Source organism: Verminephrobacter eiseniae EF01-2 (assembly GCF_000015565.1).
Taxonomy (GTDB): Bacteria; Pseudomonadota; Gammaproteobacteria; order Burkholderiales; family Burkholderiaceae_C; genus Acidovorax; species Acidovorax eiseniae.
Window position 1 is genome coordinate 3375618 of record NC_008786.1, and the last position, 25444, is coordinate 3401061.

Here is a 25444-nt window from a genome sequence, read left to right on the forward strand (position 1 = left end):
GCCTCAGCCCAAGGCGTCGATCTTGGCTTGCAACTCGGCCGGGTCGACCGGCTTGGTGATGTAGCCACGCGCGCCCTGACGCATACCCCAGACCCGGTCCGTCTCCTGATTCTTGCTGGTGCACATGATGATCGGCACATCGGCATACTGCGGATCCCGGGTAATGGCGCGCGTGAGCTGAAAGCCATTCTGGCCCGGCATCACCACGTCCATCAAAATCAGGTCCGGCTTTTCTTCGGCCAGGCGCCGAAAGGCTTCTTCGGCGTTTTCTGCAGTGCGCACCTGTATGCCTTTTTTCTGCAGCAGATCGGTCAGGAACATCAACTCGGTCTTCGAATCGTCGACGACCAGTACTTTTTGGATGGGCATTACATCGCTCCTTGTTGGGAATGGTCAATCTTCTGACCAAACTGCAGGACAGCTTGCAAGAGCTGGTCTTTGGTGAACGGTTTGGTGAGATATTCCTGGCAGCCGACCATGCGCCCGCGTGCCTTGTCGAACACACCGTCTTTGGACGACAGCATGACCACCGGGGTATCGGCAAAACGGGCGTTGCGTTTGATGATGGCGCAAGTCTGGTAACCGTCGAGCTTGGGCATCAGGATGTCGCAGAAAATCAGCTGCGGCTGATAATCGTTGACTTTGGCCAAGGCATCGAAGCCATCGTCGGCCAGCAGCACTTCGTGCCCCCCCTGCTTGAGAAAAATCTCTGCACTTCGGCGGATGGTGTTGCTGTCATCCACCACGAGCACTTTGAATGTTTTGATCAATTGCCATTGCTCCCGCTGGAGAAAATAAACCACGCAACTGCGGCGGCGGCTGCGTATCAAATCCGGATCATTTCGAAATCTTCCTTGCGGGCGCCACACTCGGGGCAGGTCCAATTCATGGGCACCTGCTCCCAAGCAGTGTTGGCGGCAATGCCGTGTTCAGGGGCTCCCTCGGCCTCATCATAAATCCAACCACAAATCAGGCACATCCAGGTTTTAGAGTCGATCACAGCTTAAAGGGCCTTCACATAGAATGCAACGATTGTATTGGCCAATGGGGCCTCGGCGGCGCAGTCGGCGCGTCGGCCTGCAACTTTCCTGCCACTGTTCGGGCATGATCCACAGTCCATGACCTCCCCCCCATTCCCTCCTGCGCCGGACCGCAGGGCACCCGACGATGACGAGCGGCAGGGTGCAGGTCCGGCCTGTGTGCTGGTGTTCAACGCCAGCGACCCGAGCGGGGCCGGCGGGCTGACCGCAGACATCACCGCCATTGCCTCGGTTGGCGGGCATCCGATTGCGGTGGTCACCGGCGCCTATGCCCGTGACACGGCCGAGATCTTCGATCATTTCAGCTTCGACGATGAGGTGGTGGCCGAGCAGGCGCGCACGGTGCTCGAAGACCTTGCCGTGCAAGCCATCAAGGTCGGCTTCGTCGGCAGCCCGGAAAACATCAGCGCCATCGCCAGAATCACCACCGACTACGATGAAGTCCCGGTGATCGCGTACATGCCCAACCTGTCCTGGTGGCGCGATGAACTGATCGACGAGTATCTGAACGCCTTCCGGGAATTATTGTTACCACAGGCTTCGGTGTTGGTTGGAAACCACAGCACGCTGTGGCGCTGGCTGCTGCCGGACTGGAGCGGCCAGCGCAGCCCCACGGCGCGCGACATCGCCCGGGCGGCGGCCGAGATGGGCGTGCCCTACACCCTGGTCACCGGGATTGCACTGCCCGAGCAGTTTGTCGAGAACATGCTGGCCTCGCCCCAGGTGCTGCTCGGCGGTGGCAAGTTCGAGCTGTTCGATGCCAGTTTCTGTGGCGCCGGCGACACGCTGTCGGCCGCGCTGACCGCCCTGGTGGCCTGCGGCAACGACCTGGGCGAAGCCACCGGCGAAGCGCTGGGCTACCTCGACCGGTGCCTGGACGCCGGCTTTCGCCCCGGAATGGGGCATATCCTTCCCGACCGCATGTTCTGGGCCGCGCCCGGCGCCGACGATGCCCGGGACGCCGAAGAAGACAATCCCACCATTGACGATGCACAGGCCCTGGAAGGCTTTGTGATGCCACCCCATGACACCAAACACTGATCTGAATATCCCGCTGTTCGAGCGCGCCAAGGCGCTCATTCCCGGTGGCGTGAACTCGCCAGTCCGGGCCTTCAAGGCAGTCGGCGGCACGCCCCGCTTCGTCAAGCGCGCCCGGGGCGCGTACTTCTGGGACGCCAACGACCAGCGTTTCATCGACTACATCGGCTCCTGGGGACCGATGATTCTGGGGCATGGCCACCCGGCGGTGCTCGAAGCGGTGCAGCAGGCAGCGCTGGAGGGTCTGAGCTTTGGCGCCCCCACCGAGCGCGAGTTGGAACTGGCCGAGGCCATCTTGCGCCTGCTGCCATCGATGCAGATGATCCGCCTGGTCAGTTCGGGCACCGAGGCCGGCATGAGCGCGATCCGCCTGGCACGCGGCGCCACCGGCCGCAGCAAGCTCATCAAGTTCGAGGGCTGCTACCACGGCCATGCCGATGCGCTGCTGGTCAAGGCCGGTTCGGGCCTGGCCACCTTCGGCAACGCCACCAGCGCCGGCGTGCCCGCCGAGGTGGTGCAGCACACGCTGGTGCTCGAATACAACAGCATCGAGCAGCTCGAACGAGCCTTTGCATTGCACGGCAAGGAACTGGCCTGCCTGATCATCGAGCCGATCGCCGGCAACATGAACCTGGTGCGCGCCAGCGTGCCCTTCATGCGCCGCTGCCGCGAGTTGTGCAGCGAATACGGCGCATTGCTGGTGCTCGACGAGGTGATGACCGGCTTTCGGGTGGCGCCGGGCGGCGCGCAAAGCCTGTACGCCCGGGACATACCAGGCTTCCAACCCGATCTGACGGTGCTCGGCAAGGTGATTGGCGGCGGCATGCCGCTGGCCGCCTTTGGCGGGTCGCGCGCGCTGATGGAACACCTGGCGCCATTGGGTGCGGTCTACCAGGCTGGCACCTTGTCGGGCAACCCGGTGGCCACGGCCTGCGGCCTGGCGACGCTGCGCGCCATCGGCCAACCGGGCTTTTTTGCCGCGCTGTCGGCCCGCACCCGGGCGCTGGTCGAGGGGCTACGGGGCGCTGCGGCGGCCGAAGGCGTGGCTTTCAGCGCGGACAGCGAAGGCGGCATGTTCGGCTTCTTTCTGCTGCCGGCGCTGCCCCGGAACTACGCCCAGGTGCTGCAAACCGACAGCGCACGCTTCAACCAACTGTTCCACGGCCTGCTCGAACGCGGCATCTACATCGCGCCGGCGCTCTACGAGGCCGGCTTTGTCAGCGCAGCGCACAGCGACGAGGACATTGCAGCCACCGTGGCTGCGGCGCGCGAGGTGTTCAAGACGCTGGCAAAACCATAGCGGCAGGGGCCATGCAATGGATGCGCCCGGGGCCGCCATCACCTCGATGCCGCGGATGCCCCTCAGTGGCGGAAATGCCGCAGGCCGCTGAACACCATGGCCACGCCGCGCTCGTTGGCCGCATCGATGACCTCTTGGTCACGCACCGAGCCGCCGGGCTGGATCACGCAACTGGCGCCGGCGTCGAGCACCACATCCAGGCCGTCACGGAAGGGGAAGAAGGCGTCGCTGGCCACGGCCGTGCCCTGTAGCGTCAGCCCGGCCTGCTGCGCCTTGATGCTGGCGATGCGTGCCGAATCCAGGCGGCTCATCTGGCCAGCGCCGACGCCCATGGTCATGCCGTCCTTGCAGAACACGATGGCATTGCTCTTGACGTATTTGGCGACCTTCCAGGCGAACAGCAGGTCTTGCAGCGCTTCGGGGCCGGGCCGCTTGTGCGTCACGACCCGCAGCGCGCTCGGCGACAGCTCCTGGTTGTCTGCCGTTTGCAGCAGCAGCCCGGAGCCGATGCGCCGGGCATCGAGCGCGTTGCGGCCGCGCTCTTTGCCCTCCTGGCCGGTCTGGACGGGCAGCGCAATCCTGAGCAGGCGCAGATTGGCCTTGGCTTTGAAGATCTCCAGCGCCTGCGCGCTGAAGTCAGGGGCCAGCAGCACCTCGGCGAACTGCTGGCCGAGCTGCCGGGCGGCCGCGTCGTCGACCACGCAGTTGAAGGCGATGATGCCGCCAAAGGCGCTGGTCGGGTCGGTCCGCAAAGCCTTGCGGTAGGCGCTCGCTGCGTCCAGGCCCAGCGCCACGCCGCAGGGGTTGGCGTGCTTGACGATCACGCAGGCCGCAGCGTCGAAGCTCTTGACGCATTCCCAGGCGGCATCGGCATCGGCCAGGTTGTTGTAGGACAGCTCCTTGCCCTGCAATTGCTCGGCCGTGACCAGGGAGCCGGGGGCCGGGTGCAGTTCGCGATACAGCGCGGCCTGCTGGTGCGCGTTCTCGCCATAGCGCAGGTCTTGCACCTTGCTGAAGATGGCGTTGCTCTGGCCGGGGAACTGCATGCGCGCCGGCACCGCGCTGTCGTCGATGCAACGGTCGGCCTCGAACCGCAGCGACGACAGGTAGTGGCTGATCGCAGCGTCGTACTGCGCAATGCGGTTGAACGCCGCCACCGACAGCGCAAAGCGCAGCGGGTCGGACAATGTGCCGTTGGCGCGGAGCTCGGCCAGCACGGACGGGTACTGCGCGGCGTCGGTCAGCACGCCCACATGCTGCCAGTTCTTGGCCGCGCTGCGCACCATCGCCGGGCCGCCGATGTCGATGTTCTCCACGGCCTCGGCCAGCGTGCAAGCGGCCTGGGCCACGGTGGCTTCGAACGGGTACAGGTTGACCACCAGCAGGTCGATGGTGGCTATGCCATGCTCCTTCAGGGCCGCCATATGCCCGGGCCGTTCACGGCGGGCGAGCAGGCCGGCGTGCACCTTGGGGTGCAGCGTCTTGACGCGGCCGTCGAGCATTTCGGGCCATTGCGTCAGTTCGGCCACCTCGGTCACCGGCAGACCCTGGCCAGCCAGCAGCTTGGCCGTGCCGCCGGTGGACAGCAGCCCTATGCCCAGCGCGTGCAGGGCTTGCGCGAATTCGACGATGCCGGTCTTGTCGGAGACGGACAGGAGTGCGTTCATGAGATGAGATGAGATGAGATCAGGTGGTGGGAGTTTGAACGAAGCGGGTGTCGCGTCACCGATCATCTGTCGGTCTGCGCTGGCCATCGAAGCGCATCGCGGCGTTGCATCGCTTGCCAATACAGCTCGGTATGGGCTGCGCGATGCGCCTTGCGCTGCGCTCCGATGGCTGCGTGCAGCCTGCGACATCTGACCGGTGACGCGACACTAGTGTCGCGTCACGGATCATCTGTCGGTCTGCGCTGGCCATCGAAGCGCATCGCGGCGTTGCATCGCTTGCCAATACGCTCGGTATTGGCTGCGCGATGCGCCTTGCGCTGCGCTCCGATGGCTGCGCGCAGCCTACGACATCTGATCCGTGACGCGACACTAGCCCTTGCGCGGACAAGGCCAAGCGCCGCCAGTGTGATTGCATCCGTGATTTCATCGCGCCTTCGGGTTGGTCGTCGGGAATGGGGCGCGGTCTCAGAGCAACTTGTGCTCGGCCAACTTCTTGCGCAAGGTGTTGCGGTTCAGACCAAGCCACTCGGCGGCGCGGGACTGGTTGTTTCCGGCCTCGGTCATCACCACCTCCAGCAGCGGTTTTTCGACCACGCGCACCAGCATCTGGTAGATGCCATCGGGCGTCGCGCCGCCCAGGTCGCGAAAGTAGCCCTGCAGGCTCTCGCGCACGCATTGTTCTATGTGTTTCTTGCTCATGCAGCCAAATCCTCGGGTTCTTCTCGTGCAGCGGCCATGGCGCTGGCAACTGGCAGCCGGTCCATCCGTTGCCCCAGGGCATCCAGATGGTCGGCCACCGCCTGCCACTGCGCGCCGCAGTCTTGCAGCGTGTTGATATGCTGCCTGAACGCCTCGCCGCCGGGCAGCGCGCGCAGGTACCACGCAATATGCTTGCGCGCACTGCGCACCCCGATCGGCTCGCCGTACAGGCTGTAATGGTCTTGCAGGTGCGCCAGCAGCAGGCGCCGCAACTCGGCCACCAGCGGCGGGGCCAGGTGCTCGCCGGTGGCCAGAAAGTGGCCCACCTCGCGGAAGATCCAGGGTCGGCCTTGCGCCGCGCGGCCGATCATGATCGCGTCCGCGCCGGTCGCGGCCAGCACCGCGCGCGCTTTTTCCGGCGTGGTGATGTCGCCGTTGGCCACCACCGGCACACCCACCGCTGCCTTCACGGCCGCGATGGTCTCGTACTCCGCCTGGCCGCCGTAGCCCTGCTCGCGTGTGCGGCCATGCACCGTCAGCATTTGAATGCCCACCGACTCGAACTGCCGCGCCAGTTGCGGCGCATTTTTGTGCTGCTGGCACCAGCCGGTGCGCATCTTGAGCGTGACCGGCACCCGATGGGGCGCACAGGCCGCCACCACCGCCCGGGCTATCGCGACGGCCAGCGCCTCGTCCTGCATCAGCGCCGAGCCGGCCCATTGCCGGCATACCTTCTTGGCCGGGCAGCCCATGTTGATGTCGATGATTTGCGCGCCACGCTCGATGTTGTAGAGCGCCGCCTCGGCCATCATCGCGGCATCGGTGCCGGCAATCTGCACCGCAATCGGCCCCGGCTCCCCGTCATGGTTGGCGCGGCGCGAGGTCTTCAGGCTGGACCACAAATCCTTGCGCGCCGTGATCATCTCGCTGACCGCATACCCCGCCCCCAGCGCCTTGCACAGTTGGCGAAACGGACGGTCGGTCACGCCCGCCATCGGGGCAACGAACAACCGGTTCGGCAAAGGAATGGAGCCAATCTGCATGAAGAGGCAAGCGCAAGCAGGGGAAGGGTGGTCGCAAAATTGTACCGACCCGGGATTTCAGCAAGCGCCGAGTTTCGCAGACCCTCGACGATCTGCACAGCGCCCGCCCATGGGGGCCGCCTGCGGCAGGCGCGCAGGCCCTGGCGCGCGGCCGGATCGCGCCATCGATCGCCGGCACCGGGGGCCGCGCCGGTGCCGGTACGCCGGTCAGCGCACCGGCGCGGCGGCGCGGCGGCGCTGGTTGGGCTCGGCATATCCGCAGATCGGAATCAGCGCACCGGCGCTGGTGCGCCGGTCCGGTAGGCAAAATGCCACCAGGCATCGGGCAGGTTGTCGAACTGGTGGCGGGCCATCAGCGCGCGCAGCCATTGGCGGTTGTACTGCACATCGGGCGAGAAACCGCCGGCCGTCACAGCGGCCCCGGGCGACGCCACCCCGCAGGGCGTGCCCATGTCCACCGCCTGGCCATCGGCCAGCGGCCCGCGCAGCACCGCACGGGCCTGGATGCCATCGAGCACCCGCAGTTGCACCACCGAACTGCCGTCCCCCCCGTTTCCCCTGTCCCCCCCGCTCCCCCCGTTCCCCTCTTGGCAGCGGACTTGCAGCGCCAGGCCCCGGGCCTGCAGTTCCAGCGCAACGCCTTGCAGCGCAGCGCGCGCAGCCGGGGTTTGCCAGCACCCGGCAAGGCCCGGTGCTGGCTCCGTGGACACCGGCCGGCCCGGCCCTGGGGGTGGGAGCGCCGTCTGCGGCGGGCTGTGGCCACAGGCGGCCAGCAGCGCTGCCAGCGCCAGCGACAAGTACCGGATGGGCCTGGGCGTGGCATGCAATGGATGGGTGACGGGCATCGGAGTCCTCGGGTATCGATGCCAGGCAGTGGCACCGGGGATGGCAGCACAAGATACCGCTGCCTGGGCAGCAGACCATGGGCAAAGGGCGCAGACCCGTGTAGGAGCGCCCCTACACTCCTGACCCATGGAAATCTGGATACCTCAATTGTTGCAATGGCTGGCCCTGCCGCAGTTCGGTTTGAGCACGGTGTTTGTCGTGTCGGTCATCTCGGCCACCTTGCTGCCGCTGGGCTCGGAGTTCGCGGTCTTTGGCCTCATCAAGCTCAACCCCGCGCTGTTTTGGCCGACCATCCTGGTCGCCACTGCGGGCAACACGCTGGGCGGCGCGTTGAATTGGTGGCTTGGCCTGGGTGCGCACATGGTCGTGGACAAGGTCCGTGGCGCCACCGAACTGCGGGCCTTGAACTGGCTCAAGCGCTTTGGCGCGCCGGCCTGCCTGCTGAGTTGGCTGCCCGTGGTGGGCGATCCGTTGTGCGCTGTGGCCGGCTGGCTGAAGCTGCCGTTTTGGCCCTGCCTGGCCTACATGGCCGTGGGCAAGTTCCTGCGCTACTGGGTGATGACCAGCGCGCTGCTGTACTTCACGCCGGAGCATCTGCTGGTCGGCAGCGCCGATTCCGGCCGGATGTGGGACGGCTGCATCCGTCTGGCCCAGGTCTTCGGTGGCGGCTGAACGAAGTTCTGCTGCCCGGCCAGGCCGGTCGGCGGCTGGCTCGTGCAGCAGATCCCGCCGGCCTGAATGCCTGCAATGTGGTTCAAAGCCGCTGCGGCAACCTGGGCACCCGTGGTATCGGTTCCGGTCACAGGGACGGTCAAGCCCGGGCTTGCGGCTGTGATGGTCCGCCCGAGGCCGCCTGTAGTTCCGTGAGCGTGTAGCGCGGTCGTGGGCCGGGATCGATCGCCAGGCGTCTGGAAGCTGCACTTCTTCGCCCCTGCACCAGCGCTCAGGCACGGGCGATCAACCAATCGAATTCACGTCCGTGTGCGCCGACCTGGCTGCTCATGTGCAGCGCAAGCCGGTGGTTGTGCGCATCCAGCGCGCCTTCCAGCAAACCGTTCCAGGCCTGCGCCACGCAGGGATGGGCATCGGCCACCCCATCCATCAGGCGCCAGCCGCGTTGCGTCACGCGCACGCCTTCGGCCGTCTGACCGACTTCGCATGAATCCCCCTGCGCATGGGCCAGGGCCGCGATGAATTGGCCGAATGCCAGCGCCGAAGGCTGCGCCGGCACGCTCAGCGCGCGCGCCGTCTGGTGGTAGAACTGCATGCCTATCATCTTTGCGGTGAGCCGCAGCAGGCTGGTGGCCTCGTGCGGCCCCCACAGGTTCACCGCCACTGCCAGCGTGCTGCGCATGTACTCCATGGCGTAGTTGCGACTGGCCTTGGCCAGGCGCGTTGCCGGCCAGGCCAGCGTGGGCAGCGTGGGCGCCGCCGCGCCAACGAAATCGGGCGCGTCTTCGTTGCGCGCAAAGCGCAGCCGTTCATGCGGCTGCAACTCACGCTCGTATTCGTAGTAATAGCCTTCCAGGCCCGACTGGCCATCGACGGCCTGCTTGGTGCACACGAATCCCAGGCGCAGGTTGTTCAGCGACACACCGTTGTGCGCGTGCCAGCCGGCCAGCATGGCGCGCGAGACTTCCGACGGGATCGCGCACAAGGCCGTGCCGGACCAGAGCCAGCGCGGCGCGCAGTAGCGTATCCAGGCCTTGCGCTCGGACTCGTACATGTATTGCACCGCCACGCCGCCGATATGGTTGGACAGGTAGTGGTACTGCGCCGCCGCGACGGCAGGCGGCAGGTGCGCGATGCCCAGTTTGTGCAGCCCGGGCAGGAAGCGCTCATTGCGTTGCCGGCAAAAGACCTCGTAGACCAGTTCGGCGGCACGCGGCGTGCCGCAGCGCGTCACCGTGGACAGGACCGTGCCGGTGAAATATGCGTGGTACCACTCGGCGACGGCGCGCCAGGCGTGTTCCCCGGATGGCTTGTCATTCATCGCGACAGACTTTTTTCATCGTGGCCTCGGGCTGACCCGCTGTCTGACCTGCTGTCCACCGGACCATGGGTCGTCGATCGGGCGAGCTTGCTGCGCAGGACGCCATACGGCGCTGCGCCGGACGGCCACCCAGGCCGACGGCAGATTCCCGTCGGGATCGTTCGGCCGGTTTCATCGCGCAGGCGCTTGCGGGGGGCTCACTTGCCCGGATACCACGCCGTGCCGGCCAGCGGGATTTGGGTCATCGCAGCCGCTTCCAGCGTCAGCGCGGCCAGGTCTTCCGGCTCCAGGTGGTGCAGGTGCGACTTGCCGCAGGCGCGGGCGATGATTTGCGCTTCCATGGTCAGCACCGCCAGGTAGTTGGCCAGACGGCGGCCGGCCAGCACGGGGTCCAGGCGCGCGGCCAGGGCCGGGTCCTGGGTGGTGATGCCGGCCGGGTCCTTGCCCTCATGCCAGTCGTCGTAGGCGCCGGCGGTGCTGCCGAGTTGGCGGTATTCCTCCTCGTAGCGCGGGTCGTTGTCGCCGAGCGCCACCAATGCGGCGGTGCCGATGGCCACTGCATCGGCGCCCAGGGCCAGCGCCTTGGCGACATCGGCACCATTGCGGATGCCCCCGGAGACGATGAGCTGGACTTTGCGGTGCATCCCCAAGTCCTGCAAGGCTTGCACGGCGGGCCGAATGGCGGCCAGGATGGGGATGCCCACATGTTCGATGAAGACTTCCTGGGTCGCGGCGGTGCCGCCTTGCATGCCGTCGAGCACCACCACATCGGCGCCGGCCTTGACCGCCAGCGCCACATCGTAGTAGGGGCGGGTGGCGCCCAGTTTGACGTAGATGGGCTTTTCCCAGTCGGTGATCTCGCGCAGTTCGTGAATCTTGATCTCCAGGTCATCGGGGCCGGTCCAGTCCGGGTGGCGGCAGGCCGAGCGCTGGTCTATCCCCTCGGGCAGGCAGCGCATCCGGGCCACGCGGGGGCTGATCTTCTGGCCCAGCAACATGCCGCCGCCGCCGGGCTTGGCGCCCTGGCCGACCACGATCTCGATGGCGTCGGCCTGGCGCAGATGGTCCGGGTTCATCCCGTACCGCGAGGGCAGGTACTGATAGACCAGGGTTTTGGACTGGCCACGCTCCTCGGGCGTCATGCCGCCGTCGCCCGTGGTGGTGCTGGTGCCGGCAATGCTGGCGCCACGGCCCAAGGCTTCCTTGGCGTTGGCCGAGAGCGCGCCAAAGCTCATGCCGGCGATGGTCACCGGGATCTGCAGATGCAATGGCTTGCGGGCAAAGCGCGCGCCCAGCAGCACATCGGTCGCGCATTTTTCCCGATACCCTTCGAGCGGGTAGCGGCTGATCGAAGCGCCGAGAAACAGCAGGTCGTCGAAGTGGGGCAGCCGGCGCTTGGTGCCAGCGCCGCGGATGTCGTAGATGCCGGTCGCCGCCGCGCGGCGGATTTCGGCCAGCGCCGCCGGGTCGAAGTTGGCTGAGAACCTGGGTGGGGTGCGCGCCGTGCTGTCGGGACTGGGTTGTGTGGCGGCAGTCATGCTCAATATGCTCCTGCATTGTCGACATGGAAGTTGTAGAGCCTGCGGGCCGAGCCGTAGAGCTTGAACGACGCCGGATCGACCCCGGCGTGGCCGGCCTGGTGCAGCAGACCGGCCAGGATCTGGCGCTCGCTGGCGCCGATGGGCTTTTCCTCGCAGTCGGCGCCCAGGCTCTTGACCGTGCCGCGCACGAAGATGCGGGCCTCATACAGCGAGTCCCCGAGCGCCTGGCCGGCGTCGCCCAGAACCACCAGATTGCCGGCCTGTGCCATGAAGGCCGAGAAACTGCCGACCGAACCGCCGACGACGACATCGGCGCCCTTGAGCGAGATGGCGCAGCGCAGTCCGGCGTCCCCGTCGATCACCAGCAGCCCGCCTTGCGCCGTGGCGCCTGCGGCATTGGAGGCGAAGCCCTTGACGTGGACCTTGCCGCTCATCATGTTCTCGGCCACGCCGGTGCCGGCACTGCCGGTAATGCACACGCTGGCCAACTGGTTCATGCCGGCAGCGTAGTAGCCGGCATGGCCGGCGATCGTGACCTCGACCGGGGCGTCGATGCCTGCCGCGATGGCATGGGCGCCATCGGGGTTCACGATCAGCACCCGCAATCCGGCCCGGGCCTGCTGGTGCAGGTACTGGTTGACCGTGCGCAGCGGCGTCGTGGCCAGATCGAATGTCAGGCTTTCCATACGTACATTTCCTCCGGCGCAGGTTCAAAGACATGGGCTTGGCCGATCCCGGGCAGGTGCGCCAGCGAACGGAACTCCGAGGCGATGGCAACGTAGTCATCGGTCTCGGCCACCACCGCCGGCTTGCAGGCGAACGGGTCGCGGATCAGCGCCAGTTCGGTGGGGGTGCCCATCAAAAAGGTGTAGAAGCCGTCGAGCACCGCCAAGCCTTTGCGCAGCGCGTCCTCGAGCGTGTCGCCCTCGCGCAGGCGCCATTGCAGGAATCGCGTGGCGGCCTCGGTGTCGTTGTCGGTATCGAAGGCAATGCCATGGGGCGCCAACATGCGGCGAATGCCGTTCGGGTTGGACAAGGAGCCGTTGTGCACCAGGCAAAAGTCCTCCCCGGCGGTAAACGGGTGGGCACGGTCGGGCGTGACGGCCGACTCGGTGGCCATGCGGGTGTGGCCCACCAGGTGGCTGCCCTTGAAGTGGGCAAATCCGTAGCGGCTGGCGACCTGCGCCGGGGTGCCGATGTCCTTGTACACATCGATGCTCTTGCCAACGCAAAACAGCTTGAGCAGCGGCTGGTAGCCCTTGATCCAGTTCCCGATGATTTCGGGGTCGGCCTCGAAGGCCACGCTGGCGTGCCGACCCTGGCCGGTGGCGCTGGCCGAGGCGGCGCGATCATGGTTCAGGGCATCCACCAGCGCCTGCCAGTCATAGTGCTCGCCGCCGTCGATGTCGCCGGCAAAGACGCTGATCTTCTTGCGCGCGCCGGCCAGCGGCGGCGTGAAGACCGCCAGTCCGGCCGAGTCCGGGCCGCGTTCCGTCATCCCGATCATCATCGGGACCATGAGTTGGCCGAGCTGCTCGCGCAGTGCCGGGGTTTTGACGAGAAGTCCTACGATTCCGCACATGGCAGGTTTTTCCTTCAGAAGAATTCGAGGTATTGCCTGATCTCCCACTCGGAGACATGGCGCTGGTACTCCAGCCATTCCATGCGTTTGAGTTTCAGGAACTCATGGACCACCGGCCCGAGTGCGTCACAGACCACGCGGTCCGCCTGCAAGCAGTCCAGGGCCGCGCCCAGGTTCTGCGGCAGCAGGCCGATGCCGGCCTGCGCGCGTTCGGCCTCGCTCCAGTCGTACAGGTTGGTGTCGTGCGGCGCGCCCGGGTCGAGTTGGCGCCCGATGCCGTCGAGCCCGGCGGCGATGACGGCGGCGGTGGCCAGGTAGGGGTTGGCCGCGCCGTCGGGCAGGCGCAGTTCCAGCCGGCCCTTGGGGATGCGCACCATGCACGAGCGGTTGTTGTCGCCGTAGCTGATATAGGCCGGCGCCCAGGTGGCCCCGGTCAGCGATCGGCCGACCACCAGCCGCTTGTAAGAGTTCACCGTCGGCGCGCACAGTGCGGTCAAAGCCGGCGCATGGGCCAGCAATCCGCCCAGAAACCGATACGCCAACGGCGACAGATTCAGGCCACGCGCATCGTTCTCGTCCTCAAACAAATTGCGCTGGCCGTCGCCGAGCGACAAATGCATGTGCATGCCATTGCCCGGCCGATTGGCAAAGGGCTTGGGCATGAAGGAGCAGATGTAGCCGAATTCGTTGGCGATCTCCGAGGCCGCCATCTTGAAGAACACGAAATGGTCGGCCGAGGTCAGACAGTCGGCATAGGTGAAGTTCACCTCGAACTGGCCGTTGGCGTCTTCATGATCGATTTGGTAGACATCGATGCCCGTCGCCCGCAGCGCGTTCGACAGCCGCTCCAGAAAAGCACGGGTGCGCGACAAACCCTTGTAGTCATAACAGGGCTTGGCCAGGTTGTCGCTGCAATCCGCAGGCCCGAGCACGCCATGCGCGTCGCGCCGCAGCAGCGAAAACTCGGGCTCCAGACCGGAGAACAAGGTGTAGCCATGCTCGGCGAGCCGGGCGATTTGCTTTTTCAGCGTCACGCGGCTGTCGTACTCCCAGGGCCGGCCCGCGACATGCCCATCGCAGACCAGCCGCGCCAGCCCCGGCTGCCAGGGGAGCAGCGACAACGTGGCCAAGTCGCCGACGGCCATGAAGTCCGGGCCATGCGGTTCGATGCCGACCCCTCCTATCGCGAAGCCGGCAAAGCCCGCGCCGACACCGAGCACCGTGGGCAGGTGCGACACCGGCACCGACTTGGCTTTGGCCACGCCGTGGATATCGACGAACTGGGCGAGCACGTAGCCCACGCCTTGCGCGCGCAAATACTGCTGCGCCGGCCCGACCGTTTCAAAGCGCGGCGGCAAGACCAGCTCACCGGGCGCTTGGCATTGTGCAGTGGCATCGGATTTCACGGGACGAGACTCCTGCTGGGTGGGCCGCAAGGCCCGGATTCGATGCTGTCAAACCCGGCGCCCTGGCTGCATGGGATGCACATGGCCCCTATGGTACACATGAATGATTCACAAGATGCAACTTATGTGCCGAGCAAGAATATTTCTCTGATGCCCTGCCATGCCAGCACCTACACTCGAACCAATGGAAAACAGCAATGGAACCAGCGCCCCGGCGCTCGAAGAGTCGGTGGGCGCCGCCATCCGGGAACTGCGGCTCAGAGAGGGACTGACGATTGCGCAAGTCTCGGAACAAGCGGGAATCAGCCGTGGGATGCTGTCGAAAATAGAGACCGGCAGCACCATGGCGGGCCTGGACACGCTGGCGCGCATCGCGCGCACCCTGGGCGTGGCCATGTCGGCGCTGTTTGGCAAGTACGACGCGAGCGCCGCCATGGCGCAGCATGTCAAACGAGGCGCCGGCATGGAAGTGGTGCGCAGAGGCACCAAGAGCGGGCACAGCTACCACTTGCTCGCCTACGGCCAAGGGCCGGTGAAATGGTTCGAACCTTTCCTGATCACCATGGCCGACGATTCGCAGCGCTACCCGAGCTTTCAGCATCCCGGCACCGAGTTCCTGTACATGCTCGAAGGGGTCATCGAATATCGCTGCGGACAGCAGACCTATGTGCTGGAGCCCGGGGATGCGCTGAGTTTCGACGGCCAGGCCCTGCATGGGCCCGAGAACCTGATGCAATGCCCGATCCGCTTCCTGTCGATCATCATCTACCCGCGCAGCGCGGAATGAGGGCTTGCCGGGCGCTCGTGCAGCGGGTTCAGGAGACGGCGCCCAGGCCGTACTGGCCGATCAGCAGGCCGCCGGTGCGAAAGCGCTCCAGCGCATAGGGCGCGATATCGACATCGGTGGCCAGACCCAGTGCGCATTGCGCCAGCAGCCGGCCGACGGCGGGCGACAGCTTGAAGCCGTGGCCGGAAAAACCATAGCCCACCACCAGGCCGGGAAGCTCTGGCAGGCGGCCGAGCACCGGATTCCAATCGGGCGTCACATCGTAAACGCCGGTCCACGAAGAGGCCACGCCCGCAGTGGCATAGCTCGGAAACCGCTCGGCGACCTGGGCGCCCACTTCCACCATGTAGTCCATGCCGATCTCGCCCTGCTCGTTATCGGGCTGCGCCAAGATCTGGCCCCGGATGCCTTCGCTGACCAGCATCTGGCTGCCACCGTAGCTGCGGCAGTAAAACATGCCGGGCGACCCCAGATCCTTGTACACCGGCATCCGGAAGGTGTAGGCCTCGGGGCCTTCGAGCGCCAGCACACTGTGGCGCTCGGCAACCACCGGGCAGGCGATGCCCGTCCAGCGCTCGATCTCGCGCGACCAGATGTTCTGGGTGCTGATGACCGTGCCGGCGCGCACCGCACCCTGCGAAGTCTGGACACCAACCACCTTGCCGTCTGCGATCAGCAACTGCTCGACCGCGACACCCTCATCGATCTTCACGCCCAATCGGCGTGCGGCGCGAGCAAAACTGGTTGCGACCAGGTAAGCGTCGGCAAAGCCCGCCTGCGGCTCATGGCCGATCAGCGCCGCATCGTCGAAGCGGGCGATCGGCAGGCGCTCACGGGCCTCCTCGCGACCCAGGTAGTGCACGGTGATGCCCTGTTCCCGTTGCGCCTGCAGCGCCGCCCGCAGCGGCGCCAGCTTGGGGCCTTCGGGCGCGGCAATCAGGTAGCCACACTTGACCAGGCCGGCGCTCGCCTGCTCATCGGCCAGGTAATTGGCGAAATCGTCGAACACCGCCCAGGATGCCTGCGCCAGCCTGACGTTCTCGATCACCGAGTAATGGGTGCGCAAGATGCCGCTGGACTGGGCACTGGTGCCGGCCCCGATCTGTGTGCGTTCGAGCACCAGCACTTTCTTGCTGCCCAGGCGCGCCAAATGGTAGGCGACCGAACAGCCGATGACGCCGGCGCCGATGACGATTGCGTCGAAACTTTCCATATCGGTTCCAAATGAAGTGAAACATCTCCCGATGCGCCTGCGTCCCTGGCATGGGCCGCAGCCGTTTCGGGGATGTGGGTGTGGGATGCGGGTGACGCGCAGCACCTGTCGGAAAACGCGGCGCTGCAGCGCCAGATCGACCCGCATTGAACCGTACCGGGCCGCAGGTCGCCAAGTGTGAAGCAAAACTGATCCAGACCATCAGCTTCGCCGTGGCCTGATGCCAAGCCCAAGCCGCAATGCAGGCGAATGGCGAATGGGCGCAGGTGAATTTGGCACAGGAAAATTGGAGCGGGTGAAGGGGGAACCATTCCCGGCATCCAACCCGTTGATTGACAACAGGTTTCTTCCGTTCACTCCACGGAATCAGGCCAGATTACGCACCACTGCCGTAGGCCCGGCAACGACGGATCGTCCATCACCGTCTTGTGGCGGCTACCCACAGCCATCGAAGTCCGAGGCGATGGGTGGACAGGTCAGTCGTGACCGGCAAGTCTCCATGGCCACAGCCACGCCCTCTTGCATTCACGCGCCAAGCGCACCATCCGCTGGCGCGCTCATGCTCTTCACCCGCCCGATGAACCGCTTCACGGCCTCGGAAGGTTTGCCCTGCCTACACAACATATAGGTGGACAGCTTGGGCGGCGTGCCGGCCAGCGGGCGGATGGCGATGTCCGGGCGCTGCAGGGACTGCACCTGCGAGGCGATGGCGAAGCCGACGCCGTAGCCGGCGCCCACCAGCGTCAGCATCACGCCCAAGCTCGTCACGCGGTCTGCCACCTTGGGCGCAACGGCCGCGCCTTCGAGCACGGCCTCGATCTGGTAGTGGCCGCCTGACCCGGCCTCGGGGTGACACAGCACCAGGGGGAACTTCAGCGCGTCGTTCAGCCTGACTTGGCCGTGGGCCAGCAGTGGGTGGCGCGCTGGCACGATCACCGACAGCGGATCGGTCCAGACCGCTTCCGCGATCAGACCGTCATTGACCGCATCCGACACAGAGGTCACCTTGTCGCCATCGATCGCAACGATGCTGCGCTTCTGTAAGTACGACACGGCTTCCGTGAGCGCTGCTTGAGACGCGTCCTTTCCGAGCATGGACGAGAGATGCCGGAGGAATGAGGTTTTCTTCTGTGGTCGCTCCGCTCCCATCTTGCTGAATGCCTTGACGACGCGTCGCAGCGCTGCTGGGGTGTCGAGGTCGTTCGAGGCGTTCGACTTTTTCGGTGCTACGACTAGTGTCTCGTCACCGATCATCTGTCGGTCTGCGCTGGCCATCGAAGCGCATCGCGGCGTTGCATCGCTTGCCAATACGCTCGGTATTGGCTGCGCGCTGCGCCTTGCGCTGCACTCCGATGGCTGCGCGCAGCCTACGACATCTGATCGGTGACGCGACACTAGCCTTTGTCGTTGGCGACCACAACAAGCCGTGCGTCGGGGTGCTTGGCAGCAACGTAGCCAAGGTAGAACGAGAGGTGGAAGTCGAGCGCATTGTTGCCCGTGCGCGTGATGGGCACCAAGGTCGCGCGCTCACCGATCAGGGTCTTGAAGGTCTTACTCAGCTTCTCCTGGTGCGGCCCATGGAAGATCCAGGCATTCGCGAAGCCGATCAACCCCAGCAGATTTAGCAGCGTCGATTTGCCGCTGCCCGAAGATCCACAGATCGCAACCATCTCGCCGGTGGCGATGCGCAGGTCCACGGACCGCAGCGCGGGCACCTCGGTTTTCCCGAGCGCGAAGCTGCGACGCACGCCTTTGCGTTCAAGCAGAGGGACATCGGCCATGGCGTTGTCTTCCGTTCAGATGCCCGACGCGCCGCTCACTTCAGCGTCAGCGTGACAGTCTGCGGCGTGCCCGTGAACTTGAACGACGCATCCGAGAAGGCGGGCGGGCCGTTCCTGCCGATGGCGTTGTTCGAGAACGCGAGGGGCTCCGTCGGAATGCCGAGGCCGTTGGTGCGCAGTTTCTTGTTGTTGTCCTGGTCGTGGAAGGCCGTGGCCGCATAGGTGCCTTCCGGAATGCCGGTGAACACGAACTTCACCACGCCGGGCGTGGCGACCACTTCGCCGGTTTTCCAATAGGTGTGCGGAAAGCCTTCGGCCTTGTTGAACAGCGCAACGAGGATCTGGCCGCTGGTGCCCTGCACGTTCTTGACTTCCAGCGTGAGGTCGGCCGCCTGCGCCAGGGCCGGCGCGGCGAGAACGAGCGCGGCGAGGCGTGCATTCGATCGGATGTGCATGGGTGCTCCTGGAGTTGAAGTGAAGTCTCAGAACAGGCGGTACTTGAGTCCGGCCGTGAAGCGGCGGCGCAACTGCGAGCCGAATTCGTCGTCGGACCGCCCCTTATCGAGCCCTAGTGTCGCGTCACCGATCATCTGTCGGTCTGCGCTGGCCATCGAAGCGCATCGCGGCGTTGCATCGCTTGCCAATACAGCTCGGTATGGGCTGCGCGATGCGCCTTGCGCTACGCTCCGATGGCTGCGCGCAGCCTACGACATCTGATCGGTGACGCGACACTAGGCTCAGCAGGCCGCTCACACGGCGGCTGAACGCGTACTCCACGTAGAACGACGTGCGATGGCTGGCATCTACCAGATTGCCGTGCCAGGTAACGCGCCCGAGCAGCCTTTCGCGCTGAGCGGTGCCCTGCCAAGAGAATGCGAGGTAGTGCCGGTTCGTCGAGACGGGCGCGTAGCGAGCCCCCTCGAACAAGGTATTGAGCGCCTGGCCTGTGCGGGGTCCGCCCAGCAGGCTGCCCACCCGCGAACCCACCGCCGCCAGAGCGTCCGATTCGTCGTGGCTGAGGCCGTGGCCGTCGTAGAGGTATTCCGCCTGGAAGGTCTGGGCCTTGTCGTTCGTGTACGACGCACCGAGTAGCGCCGTCGCCATCGGGCGCGAAGGCCGCTCGACGACCAGCGCGAGATCATTGCCGGGTCCCGCCTTCAGTGACCAGGGGCGACGGCCCCAGCCGACTTCGCTCCACAGGAGCCACCCGTCCTCGAAGCTCCACGCACCGTAGCCGCCGACGAATCCGCTGCCATGGTGTTGCCGGGCCACGACGGTGCCGAGCGTGGTGGCGGCATGCTGGTATTGCGCGCGCAGCAGCGTCGAGCGACGGAATTCCGTGCTGCCGATTTGGCTGCCGTTGAAGTTCTCGCCCTCGCGGCCGCCTACGTACCCGCTGTCGAGGACCTGGGCCGCGAACAACGACCAGTCACCGCGGTAGGTTGCGTACTGGATGGCGTCGAGCCCAGACGACTCGCGGAACAGGTTCGTGCGGCCCGCGTCGAAATAGAACGGGTTTGAGGGCAGTCGGTAGATGGCGGGCCCCCAGGCGAGCAACTGCCGGCCGGCGATGATCGACGATTTGTCGTCGATCTGCCATTTCACGTAGGCCTGGCTCGCGTAGACCTCGCCATGCACGCCGTCGACGGCGCAATCGCAGTGCTCGTTCACGCCGCGCACGCGCAACTTGAAGGCGAGCGGGCCGGATTGGCCTCGGGTCTCCCAGAGCAGTTCCGTCGCAACGCTGTGGCGCGCTAGATCAATCACGCGGTTGTGCGGATTGAACGGCGCTTTCGTATTGAGGACTTGATGCTGGCCGAGCGTCCAGATCTCGGCGCTCGTGGTCACGTCCCAATCCTGCGTCTGGGTTTGCGCCTGGACCACGCAGTGAAACAGCAAGGGCCCCGCGAGGGCGACCAGTCTTCCAGCCAGCCGTTTCAATGGAAGCCCCCGAGGCTGAATTCGGAGGCGTACAGGGTCTGGCCCTGAATGCTGCTATAGGTGAGCGTGGCGTGGTGACGTCGGTCGTCAGCGCGTCGTGAATGACCATGTGGCTCATGAAGGGAATGACGCGGTCTTCGTACGACACCTTCTGTTCGTAGCGGAAGTCGGCGTACTTGGCCGGCTTGCCGGAGACGGACAGGAAATCTGCGCGGATGCCGTGGCCGGTGCGCTCAGACACCCAGTAGATGATGCGGTCGTACGTGGTGTTGGTGCTGCCGGCAGTGAGTTCGAGCACGTGGCTGGTCTCGCCCTTGTAGCTGTCACGGCGCAGATAGGTCGCCACGTAGTCGCGGGCGTAGCCGGTCGAGGCGATGTCGCCCAGCGACGCCTGGCCCGAGAGGCGCTGCCGCGGCGGAATCGCCACCGGCTTCTTCATCGTGGGACGATAGATCCACATATTGCGCTGCACCTGCAACAGACGCAGACCTTTCGTTCGCAGCGGTTCAATGATTTCCGCAGTGCTGGACCCGTCGCGGGCCGCCTTCACACGCATCAGCACTTCCGCGTCCTCCTCGACTTCGCCGGGCGACTTCTCGTTGCGCACGTGGACCAGGAAAACGACCCCAGGCATGCCGCTGCCGCGCGCACGGTCCGACTGGGCCAGCAGCGTCTGCGCGTCGGGCGCTGCTGGCGCTGAGCTGGGCCAGCCGGCCACCATGCCACCGACCCCGGTGGCCAACCAATATCTGCGAGACAGCAACAACACCATGGATATCCCTCATTCATCTGAATGAATTTTTCGCAATCTTCCGTGAAACCGACCGATAACTTAAGCCCACTAAGGAACCGCTGATGCAAGTCTTTTTTGACAATCACCTTGCATAATATAATACTGTAACATTATCAAAAAGGCGTAATACTGATCGTCGCCGCAGATGTAGCCCCCGCTGCAAAGTCCTTGAGGAGAAAACCCCATGAACATTTTTCCGGCCAGCCTCGCGGCGCGCGGCGAGGTCATGCCCGTGCGCGACAGCCGCGGGGCCGTGCGCTTCGCGCGTACGGGCGGCCTGCCCTTCTCGCCCCGGGTCAAGGTCGCCGCCACCTGCCGGCTCGATGCCGACCACCACGACCGCCGCATCGCGAACGAAGTCCTCGAGAGCCTGTTCTATTTTTCCAAGCGCAGTGCCGAAGCTGCCAGATCCGAGGAGGACCGATGAAGACCGCTGAGACCTGCGATGGAGCGATGTCTCCCCAGATCACACCTGCCACCCCCATGCTGCTGCAACTCGCCGACCTCGTCTTCGAGCGTACCGACGGCTTCACGCTCTGCGTGCCCGAACTCCACCTCGCATGCGACGAAGTGCTGGGCGTGATCGGCCCCAATGGCAGCGGTAAGACCTCCCTGCTCTCCTGCCTACTCGGGACCGCGCAGGCGGGCCACGGGCGGGTCGCCCTGCTGGGCGATCCCGCCGGCCGGCTGGCCCTGGCCACGCGGCAGCACTTCGGCCTGCAAATGCAGGGCGCCGGCTACAACGAACTTTACCTCGTGCGGGACATCCAGCGCCTGCACGGCCTCATTTACGGCCGGTCGGATGCCGCCGTGTTCGATGCGTTCGGCGTGCCCGCCCTGGGCGCTAAGCGTTTCGGCCGGCTGTCGTCGGGCGAACAGCAGCGTGTGCAACTGGCCATGGCCCTCGCGCACCATCCGCGGCTCGCGGTGTTCGACGAACCCACGTCCAACCTGGATCCGGCCTACGAGGAAGCCTTCTGCGGCATAGTGCGCACTCGTCGCGCAGCGGGAGATTTCGGCGCCCTGGTGATCACGCATTCGCCCCGCGTCGTGACGCTGTGCGATCGCTTGATGATCCTCGACGCGGGCAAGGTCGATGCGCTCGGCGCTCCGTCCGAACTGGTGAAGGCGCGCTTCGACCTGGTGGGCTGCCGCATCGTCGCACCCGCACCGGCGCGTGCGGAAGCGCTAGCGGCGCTGCGCGCCACCGCCAGGCGCGTGATCGAAAACGACCGCAGCCTCGTGCTGTACGGAGGCGCGGACCTGCGGCAGGCGGCCTTCGTCCACTTGCAAAGCCACGGTGTGGACAGTTGCACCCTCTGGACGCCCGATGCAACCGATCTGCTGGAAGGAATCGGCCATGGCTGAAGCCGCAACCCTGCCGCGCAACGGCGGCGCGGCGGCACTGCTCGTGCTGCACGTCGCGCGCATCGAACTGGCCGCCTTTCTGCGCCATCCGCTGTCGATCTTCTGGACGCTGGTCTATCCGCTGATCCTGTTCCTGCTGATGAACGCGATCTTCGGCCGACCCGCAGCGGAGGGTACGGCCCTGAGCTACACCGACTACCTGATCACCGGCATCGCCATGCTGAACGTCGTGGGCACCAGCCTCTTCAGCTTCGTGCTGCCCCTCATCAAGCTGCGCGCGCAGTCGCGGCTGCGGCTGTTGGCGGCCATGCCGCTGCCAAACGAAGCCTTCTTCGCCGGCTTCGCCGTATCGCGTCTGCTGGTGCTGGGCGCGTTCAGCGGCCTCTTCCTGTTCGCCCTGTCGCACCTCGCGCCGCATGGGGCCGCCCTGTCCCTGGGCCGAACGCTGTCGACCACGGCGTTCCTCGTGGCCGGCGCGGTGGTGTTCACCGGCCTCGGGATCGTGCTCGCCAGCGTCATCCAGCGCACCGGCACCGCGCACGCCGTCACGAACATCCTGAACGTGCCGCTCATCTTCCTGTCCGACCTGTTCCTGCCGACCGCGCTGTTCCCGGCATGGATGCAGCGCATCGCGGAGCTGTCGCCCGTCTACGTGTTCGTCCAGGCGCTGCGCGAGATCTACACGGGCCAGATGCCGCTGGCACAGCAGTCCAGCTGGATGCTCGCCCTGCTGAGCGTGGGATTGCTACTCATCGTCTGGGCGGGCCGCCGGTTCGGCTGGACGCCGCCTGCGAATGGTTGATGACACCCATTCCCCCGTACCCGTCCATTTATGGACGCAAAAGTCCCGGCTGTAGGCGGATCGCAGTGGACCACGGCAGAACGTCAAAGAGAGGAAAAGTCTTTGTGTGGCAACGACTTGCAGACTCTCTTGGACTTCTGCGGAAGTCCGCAGATTGATGCAGTGGAGCGGGTGAAGGGAATCGAACCCTCGTATGCAGCTTGGGAAGCTGCCGTTCTGCCATTGAACTACACCCGCATCGCGCGGCCTGTCCAGGGACGGGCCGTCACGGCAAAAGCCTTGCAGTTTTCTGGCGCATGGCATGCCGCCAAGTGCATGACATGTCGCACTGAGATTCAGGCGGAGCGCATTGTACCCATTGCAGCGGGCCGGGCCCTGATCAATCCCTGACCTTCAGATAGCGCGCGAAGGTCTTGCGCAGCTTGTCGACCTTGGGGCCGACCACGAACGCGCAATAGCCCTGGTTCGGGTGGTTCGCGAAATAGTCTTGGTGGTAGTCCTCGGCCGCGCTGTAGAGCGATCGCGGCTTGACCTCGGTGGTGATGGGCGCGCCAAACGAATTGTCTTGCGACATCTGGCGGATCATGTCGTTGGCGATGTCGCCATGCGCGGGGTTGTCGTAATAGATACCGCTGCGGTACTGCGTGCCCACATCATTGCCCTGGCGGTTGAGCGTGGTCGGGTCGTGCGTGGCAAAGAAGATTTCCAGAATCTCGCGCAGGCTGATGATGGCCGGGTCGAACCGCAGGCGCACCACCTCGGCATGGCCGGTGTCACCCCGGCAGACCTGTTCATAGTCGGGATCGACGGTGTGGCCGTTGCTGTAACCGCTTTCCACCTCCGTGATGCCGCGCACCTGGTCGAACACCGCCTCGGTGCACCAAAAGCAACCGCCGCCGAGAACTATGGTTTCTGTCATTTTTCGATCCTGAACTTTCATTCTACAGTGACCTCACCGACCCATGGGCACCGAAACGGCCACGGCCACGGCCACGGCCGATGATTGGTTGATTGGTTGATTACCGTAGTCTTCAAAAGCGCCCGGAAGTGCTTTTCGTCAGACAGCGCGTTGGCTATTCAAATAGGCTTCCAACTGGGCGAACATGCCGCCAAATCCTCGCTCCATGCCACTGCGTGCAGCGTCAAAAGCACAATGGCCCGCTTCATCGGAATTCCAGGGCTGCCAGGTGATGGCTACTTTCGTCCTGGTGCCGTCGATATCTTCAAAAGTTGTCGTTGCCAACATTTCCAGAGGCCATGCCGGAGACATTGGATGCCTGGTATTGCCACCATCCTTGTCAGAAAAAGACTGTATGGAGGTCAGCCGTTCATTTGGCACTATTTCACGAAATACCTGCTTGCCCCACATTTGCATTCCATCGGCTCTTTCCAGACCATAGTGATAAGTTCCACCAACCCTGAAGTCCATGGCGGCATGGATTGTCTTGAACCCTTCCGGACTCATCCATTTTTGCAAATGATCGGCGTCGGCATGCACCTCGAACACCAGGTTGCACAGTGCGTTGAAAACCCTGGAAATGCAAAACGGTGCGACAGTTTGTGTCATGGCCAATTTCCTTTGGTTGATGCGGAAGGCGGTTTGGCATCGGAGACGAATACCCGGACGGATATTCATTCTATTGCTTGCGTGACCGGCGCAAGGCCATCACTGCGTTCGCGGATTGCACCAAGCCCAGGATCAGGGTCAGCCGGGGCGATGTCCGCAGCCACAGCACGCCAAATTGCCGCGCCTCGGTGTCCAGAGGCAGAGCGATCCTGGCCACGCGCTGCCCCGCGAGCAGGGGGGAGTCGATATCCGGGACCAAGGCCACGCCCAGGCCCTGGCTGACCATCATCGCAATGGCCAGCAGCGAACTGAGCTCAAAGCGCTCCTGCGCAGTGATGCCCGCTGCGCGCATGTAGCGGTCGGCCTGCTTGCCGCCGCCCAGGCTGCGGTCGTAGCGGATCAGCGGCTCGGTGCGCAGCAACTCGTGCGGGTCGCGCCCGGCCAGCCGGTGGGGCGCCAGCAGCACCAGAGGTTCTTGCCGCAGCAAGGCCCAGCCGAAGGTCTTGGTCAGTGTGAACGGCGGGTACAGGCACACTGCGGCGTCGAGCTCGGACTTTTGCACCGCCTGGTACAGCGCCGCCGTGGTGCCCGAGCGCAGCACTACGCGCACGCCCGGGTGGGCGCGCACGAAGCGCGCCAGGATATCGGGCAGCAGGCTGTGCAGGGCCGTGTTGATGGTTCCGAGGACCAACTCGCCCCCGGTCTGCTCCTTGCCAACCCAAGCCTGTATGTCCCCCCATTCGCGCAGCAATGCGCGCGCACGGCCTACGAGTTTGTGGCCGGCCTCGGTCGGTTGCACCGTGCGGCCCGATCGCGCCAACAGCGAGGCGTGCAGTTCGCGCTCGAGCGCGCGCATCTGCTGCGCCACGGCGGCGGGCGTGAGGCCCAGTCGCCTGGCCGCCTCGGACATCGATCCCGACTCCACGACGAGCAAGAAGCTGCGCAGGTAATTGGTTTCCATGAAGATGGATTTTCTGTGATCTGATCATAGAGAGCATGTGTTTTTCTTTTGTCATCGGGCGCCGAGACTGCGCTCC

Annotated in this window: 30 protein-coding genes and 1 tRNA gene; 7 read left to right on the forward strand and 24 right to left on the reverse strand. The window is 65.2% G+C overall.

The features are described 5' to 3' along the window. Positions 1 to 3: 3 nt before the first annotated feature. From VEIS_RS14685 to VEIS_RS14695, 3 genes are read right to left on the reverse strand one after another with little or no spacing between them, the layout of a single operon-like run. Complete coding sequence (locus VEIS_RS14685; protein WP_011810748.1) at positions 4 to 369, reverse strand: response regulator; 366 nt, start codon at positions 367 to 369, stop codon at positions 4 to 6. Further along, positions 369 to 770, reverse strand: coding sequence for a response regulator (locus VEIS_RS14690; protein WP_041950893.1), 402 nt, complete (start codon positions 768 to 770; stop codon positions 369 to 371). Before VEIS_RS14690 ends, VEIS_RS14685 begins: the two co-directional genes overlap by 1 nt. A gap of 56 nt (positions 771 to 826) precedes the next feature. Beyond that, positions 827 to 1000 carry a rubredoxin gene (locus tag VEIS_RS14695; protein WP_011810750.1) on the reverse strand — a complete coding sequence of 58 codons (174 nt, stop codon included), beginning with the start codon at positions 998 to 1000 and terminating at the stop codon, positions 827 to 829. 118 nt (positions 1001 to 1118) lie between these two features. Here VEIS_RS14695 and thiD point away from each other — a divergent pair, with 118 nt between their 5' ends. Both thiD and hemL read left to right on the forward strand, forming a co-directional pair. Further along, positions 1119 to 2081, forward strand: coding sequence for a bifunctional hydroxymethylpyrimidine kinase/phosphomethylpyrimidine kinase (thiD, locus tag VEIS_RS14700; RefSeq protein ID WP_011810751.1), 963 nt, complete (start codon positions 1119 to 1121; stop codon positions 2079 to 2081). After that, positions 2065 to 3378, forward strand: coding sequence for a glutamate-1-semialdehyde 2,1-aminomutase (hemL, locus tag VEIS_RS14705; protein ID WP_011810752.1), 1314 nt, complete (start codon positions 2065 to 2067; stop codon positions 3376 to 3378). Before thiD ends, hemL begins: the two co-directional genes overlap by 17 nt. 62 nt (positions 3379 to 3440) lie before the next feature. Here hemL and purH read toward each other — a convergent pair whose 3' ends face one another. From purH to VEIS_RS14725, 5 genes are all read right to left on the reverse strand, one after another. Further along, a complete protein-coding gene (purH, locus tag VEIS_RS14710) occupies positions 3441 to 5045 on the reverse strand; it encodes a bifunctional phosphoribosylaminoimidazolecarboxamide formyltransferase/IMP cyclohydrolase (protein ID WP_011810753.1) in 1605 nt (534 codons plus the stop codon). Between the two features lie 55 nt (positions 5046 to 5100). Continuing rightward, complete coding sequence (locus VEIS_RS30605; RefSeq protein ID WP_232287703.1) at positions 5101 to 5415, reverse strand: hypothetical protein; 315 nt, start codon at positions 5413 to 5415, stop codon at positions 5101 to 5103. A gap of 95 nt (positions 5416 to 5510) precedes the next feature. After that, positions 5511 to 5744 (reverse strand): Fis family transcriptional regulator, encoded by a 234-nt coding sequence (locus VEIS_RS14715; protein WP_011810754.1) that lies wholly within the window; start codon positions 5742 to 5744, stop codon positions 5511 to 5513. Further along, the gene (dusB, locus tag VEIS_RS14720; protein WP_011810755.1) at positions 5741 to 6787 is read right to left on the reverse strand and encodes a tRNA dihydrouridine synthase DusB; all 1047 of its coding nucleotides are present in this window, start codon (positions 6785 to 6787) and stop codon (positions 5741 to 5743) included. Before dusB ends, VEIS_RS14715 begins: the two co-directional genes overlap by 4 nt. A 269-nt stretch (positions 6788 to 7056) precedes the next feature. Continuing rightward, positions 7057 to 7632, reverse strand: coding sequence for a M15 family metallopeptidase domain-containing protein (locus tag VEIS_RS14725; protein WP_011810756.1), 576 nt, complete (start codon positions 7630 to 7632; stop codon positions 7057 to 7059). Between the two features lie 127 nt (positions 7633 to 7759). Here VEIS_RS14725 and VEIS_RS14730 point away from each other — a divergent pair, with 127 nt between their 5' ends. Continuing rightward, a complete protein-coding gene (locus VEIS_RS14730) occupies positions 7760 to 8305 on the forward strand; it encodes a YqaA family protein (protein ID WP_011810757.1) in 546 nt (181 codons plus the stop codon). Positions 8306 to 8576: 271 nt separating this feature from the next. Here VEIS_RS14730 and VEIS_RS14735 read toward each other — a convergent pair whose 3' ends face one another. The 5 genes from VEIS_RS14735 to glnT form a co-directional block, all read right to left on the reverse strand. Beyond that, positions 8577 to 9626 (reverse strand): hypothetical protein, encoded by a 1050-nt coding sequence (locus VEIS_RS14735; protein WP_011810758.1) that lies wholly within the window; start codon positions 9624 to 9626, stop codon positions 8577 to 8579. A gap of 197 nt (positions 9627 to 9823) precedes the next feature. Next, positions 9824 to 11164: an FMN-binding glutamate synthase family protein gene (locus tag VEIS_RS14740; protein WP_011810759.1), complete on the reverse strand. Its 1341-nt coding sequence runs from the start codon at positions 11162 to 11164 to the stop codon at positions 9824 to 9826. Positions 11165 to 11166: 2 nt separating this feature from the next. Then, complete coding sequence (locus tag VEIS_RS14745; RefSeq protein WP_011810760.1) at positions 11167 to 11853, reverse strand: GltB/FmdC/FwdC-like GXGXG domain-containing protein; 687 nt, start codon at positions 11851 to 11853, stop codon at positions 11167 to 11169. Then, complete coding sequence (locus VEIS_RS14750) at positions 11841 to 12749, reverse strand: class II glutamine amidotransferase domain-containing protein (RefSeq protein ID WP_011810761.1); 909 nt, start codon at positions 12747 to 12749, stop codon at positions 11841 to 11843. Before VEIS_RS14750 ends, VEIS_RS14745 begins: the two co-directional genes overlap by 13 nt. 14 nt (positions 12750 to 12763) lie before the next feature. Beyond that, on the reverse strand, positions 12764 to 14107 hold the full coding sequence (glnT, locus tag VEIS_RS14755) for a type III glutamate--ammonia ligase (RefSeq protein ID WP_041950895.1): 1344 nt from the start codon (positions 14105 to 14107) through the stop codon (positions 12764 to 12766). A 208-nt stretch (positions 14108 to 14315) separates the two neighbouring features. Between glnT and VEIS_RS14760 the strand changes: the two genes are divergently transcribed. After that, positions 14316 to 14942, forward strand: a complete 627-nt coding sequence (locus tag VEIS_RS14760; RefSeq protein WP_011810763.1) for a helix-turn-helix domain-containing protein — start codon at positions 14316 to 14318, stop codon at positions 14940 to 14942. A 28-nt stretch (positions 14943 to 14970) separates the two neighbouring features. On the opposite strand, the gene VEIS_RS14765 is transcribed toward VEIS_RS14760, so the two are convergent. The 7 genes from VEIS_RS14765 to VEIS_RS14790 all read right to left on the reverse strand — a co-directional run bounded on the left by VEIS_RS14765 (position 14971) and on the right by VEIS_RS14790 (position 20649). Further along, complete coding sequence (locus tag VEIS_RS14765) at positions 14971 to 16155, reverse strand: NAD(P)/FAD-dependent oxidoreductase (protein WP_011810764.1); 1185 nt, start codon at positions 16153 to 16155, stop codon at positions 14971 to 14973. A gap of 525 nt (positions 16156 to 16680) precedes the next feature. After that, positions 16681 to 17550, reverse strand: coding sequence for a LysR family substrate-binding domain-containing protein (locus VEIS_RS29775; RefSeq protein ID WP_232287704.1), 870 nt, complete (start codon positions 17548 to 17550; stop codon positions 16681 to 16683). Beyond that, positions 17550 to 17936 (reverse strand): PIN domain-containing protein, encoded by a 387-nt coding sequence (locus VEIS_RS31175; protein ID WP_011810766.1) that lies wholly within the window; start codon positions 17934 to 17936, stop codon positions 17550 to 17552. Before VEIS_RS31175 ends, VEIS_RS29775 begins: the two co-directional genes overlap by 1 nt. A gap of 35 nt (positions 17937 to 17971) precedes the next feature. Further along, positions 17972 to 18391, reverse strand: coding sequence for a DUF2141 domain-containing protein (locus VEIS_RS14780; RefSeq protein WP_011810767.1), 420 nt, complete (start codon positions 18389 to 18391; stop codon positions 17972 to 17974). 27 nt (positions 18392 to 18418) lie between these two features. Further along, positions 18419 to 18547: a hypothetical protein gene (locus VEIS_RS31180; protein ID WP_265259664.1), complete on the reverse strand. Its 129-nt coding sequence runs from the start codon at positions 18545 to 18547 to the stop codon at positions 18419 to 18421. Further along, positions 18516 to 19784 (reverse strand): hypothetical protein, encoded by a 1269-nt coding sequence (locus VEIS_RS29785; RefSeq protein ID WP_198138082.1) that lies wholly within the window; start codon positions 19782 to 19784, stop codon positions 18516 to 18518. Before VEIS_RS29785 ends, VEIS_RS31180 begins: the two co-directional genes overlap by 32 nt. Then, positions 19696 to 20649, reverse strand: coding sequence for an outer membrane lipoprotein-sorting protein (locus VEIS_RS14790; protein ID WP_011810769.1), 954 nt, complete (start codon positions 20647 to 20649; stop codon positions 19696 to 19698). Before VEIS_RS14790 ends, VEIS_RS29785 begins: the two co-directional genes overlap by 89 nt. Positions 20650 to 20854: 205 nt before the next feature. Between VEIS_RS14790 and VEIS_RS14795 the strand changes: the two genes are divergently transcribed. From VEIS_RS14795 to VEIS_RS14805, 3 genes are read left to right on the forward strand one after another with little or no spacing between them, the layout of a single operon-like run. Further along, positions 20855 to 21097, forward strand: a complete 243-nt coding sequence (locus VEIS_RS14795; RefSeq protein WP_011810770.1) for a hypothetical protein — start codon at positions 20855 to 20857, stop codon at positions 21095 to 21097. Continuing rightward, a complete protein-coding gene (locus tag VEIS_RS14800) occupies positions 21094 to 22038 on the forward strand; it encodes an ATP-binding cassette domain-containing protein (RefSeq protein ID WP_011810771.1) in 945 nt (314 codons plus the stop codon). The genes VEIS_RS14795 and VEIS_RS14800 overlap by 4 nt, the downstream gene beginning before the upstream one ends. Further along, positions 22031 to 22840 carry an ABC transporter permease gene (locus VEIS_RS14805; protein ID WP_011810772.1) on the forward strand — a complete coding sequence of 270 codons (810 nt, stop codon included), beginning with the start codon at positions 22031 to 22033 and terminating at the stop codon, positions 22838 to 22840. Before VEIS_RS14800 ends, VEIS_RS14805 begins: the two co-directional genes overlap by 8 nt. Before the next feature lie 163 nt (positions 22841 to 23003). Here the strand turns inward: VEIS_RS14805 and VEIS_RS14810 are convergent. From VEIS_RS14810 to VEIS_RS14825, 4 genes are all read right to left on the reverse strand, one after another. After that, positions 23004 to 23077 (reverse strand) — tRNA-Gly (locus tag VEIS_RS14810). Between the two features lie 142 nt (positions 23078 to 23219). Next, on the reverse strand, positions 23220 to 23759 hold the full coding sequence (gene msrA, locus VEIS_RS14815) for a peptide-methionine (S)-S-oxide reductase MsrA (RefSeq protein WP_086014364.1): 540 nt from the start codon (positions 23757 to 23759) through the stop codon (positions 23220 to 23222). A gap of 138 nt (positions 23760 to 23897) precedes the next feature. Then, positions 23898 to 24407 carry an SRPBCC family protein gene (locus VEIS_RS14820; RefSeq protein WP_011810774.1) on the reverse strand — a complete coding sequence of 170 codons (510 nt, stop codon included), beginning with the start codon at positions 24405 to 24407 and terminating at the stop codon, positions 23898 to 23900. A gap of 70 nt (positions 24408 to 24477) precedes the next feature. Then, the gene (locus VEIS_RS14825; protein ID WP_011810775.1) at positions 24478 to 25368 is read right to left on the reverse strand and encodes a LysR family transcriptional regulator; all 891 of its coding nucleotides are present in this window, start codon (positions 25366 to 25368) and stop codon (positions 24478 to 24480) included. Between the last annotated feature and the right edge of the window lie 76 nt (positions 25369 to 25444).

Coding starts and splice junctions, on each gene's coding strand:
- VEIS_RS14685 (WP_011810748.1), bottom strand. CDS start 369: ATGCCCATCCAAAAAGTACTGGTCGTCGACGATTCGAAGACCGAGTTG.
- thiD (WP_011810751.1), top strand. CDS start 1,119: ATGACCTCCCCCCCATTCCCTCCTGCGCCGGACCGCAGGGCACCCGAC.
- hemL (WP_011810752.1), top strand. CDS start 2,065: ATGACACCAAACACTGATCTGAATATCCCGCTGTTCGAGCGCGCCAAG.
- purH (WP_011810753.1), bottom strand. CDS start 5,045: ATGAACGCACTCCTGTCCGTCTCCGACAAGACCGGCATCGTCGAATTC.
- VEIS_RS14715 (WP_011810754.1), bottom strand. CDS start 5,744: ATGAGCAAGAAACACATAGAACAATGCGTGCGCGAGAGCCTGCAGGGC.
- dusB (WP_011810755.1), bottom strand. CDS start 6,787: ATGCAGATTGGCTCCATTCCTTTGCCGAACCGGTTGTTCGTTGCCCCG.
- VEIS_RS14725 (WP_011810756.1), bottom strand. CDS start 7,632: ATGCCCGTCACCCATCCATTGCATGCCACGCCCAGGCCCATCCGGTAC.
- VEIS_RS14730 (WP_011810757.1), top strand. CDS start 7,760: ATGGAAATCTGGATACCTCAATTGTTGCAATGGCTGGCCCTGCCGCAG.
- VEIS_RS14735 (WP_011810758.1), bottom strand. CDS start 9,626: ATGAATGACAAGCCATCCGGGGAACACGCCTGGCGCGCCGTCGCCGAG.
- VEIS_RS14740 (WP_011810759.1), bottom strand. CDS start 11,164: ATGACTGCCGCCACACAACCCAGTCCCGACAGCACGGCGCGCACCCCA.
- VEIS_RS14745 (WP_011810760.1), bottom strand. CDS start 11,853: ATGGAAAGCCTGACATTCGATCTGGCCACGACGCCGCTGCGCACGGTC.
- VEIS_RS14750 (WP_011810761.1), bottom strand. CDS start 12,749: ATGTGCGGAATCGTAGGACTTCTCGTCAAAACCCCGGCACTGCGCGAG.
- VEIS_RS14760 (WP_011810763.1), top strand. CDS start 14,316: ATGCCAGCACCTACACTCGAACCAATGGAAAACAGCAATGGAACCAGC.
- VEIS_RS14765 (WP_011810764.1), bottom strand. CDS start 16,155: ATGGAAAGTTTCGACGCAATCGTCATCGGCGCCGGCGTCATCGGCTGT.
- VEIS_RS31175 (WP_011810766.1), bottom strand. CDS start 17,936: ATGGCCGATGTCCCTCTGCTTGAACGCAAAGGCGTGCGTCGCAGCTTC.
- VEIS_RS14780 (WP_011810767.1), bottom strand. CDS start 18,391: ATGCACATCCGATCGAATGCACGCCTCGCCGCGCTCGTTCTCGCCGCG.
- VEIS_RS31180 (WP_265259664.1), bottom strand. CDS start 18,547: ATGGCCAGCGCAGACCGACAGATGATCGGTGACGCGACACTAGGGCTC.
- VEIS_RS14790 (WP_011810769.1), bottom strand. CDS start 20,649: ATGGTGTTGTTGCTGTCTCGCAGATATTGGTTGGCCACCGGGGTCGGT.
- VEIS_RS14795 (WP_011810770.1), top strand. CDS start 20,855: ATGAACATTTTTCCGGCCAGCCTCGCGGCGCGCGGCGAGGTCATGCCC.
- VEIS_RS14800 (WP_011810771.1), top strand. CDS start 21,094: ATGAAGACCGCTGAGACCTGCGATGGAGCGATGTCTCCCCAGATCACA.
- VEIS_RS14805 (WP_011810772.1), top strand. CDS start 22,031: ATGGCTGAAGCCGCAACCCTGCCGCGCAACGGCGGCGCGGCGGCACTG.
- msrA (WP_086014364.1), bottom strand. CDS start 23,759: ATGACAGAAACCATAGTTCTCGGCGGCGGTTGCTTTTGGTGCACCGAG.
- VEIS_RS14820 (WP_011810774.1), bottom strand. CDS start 24,407: ATGACACAAACTGTCGCACCGTTTTGCATTTCCAGGGTTTTCAACGCA.
- VEIS_RS14825 (WP_011810775.1), bottom strand. CDS start 25,368: ATGGAAACCAATTACCTGCGCAGCTTCTTGCTCGTCGTGGAGTCGGGA.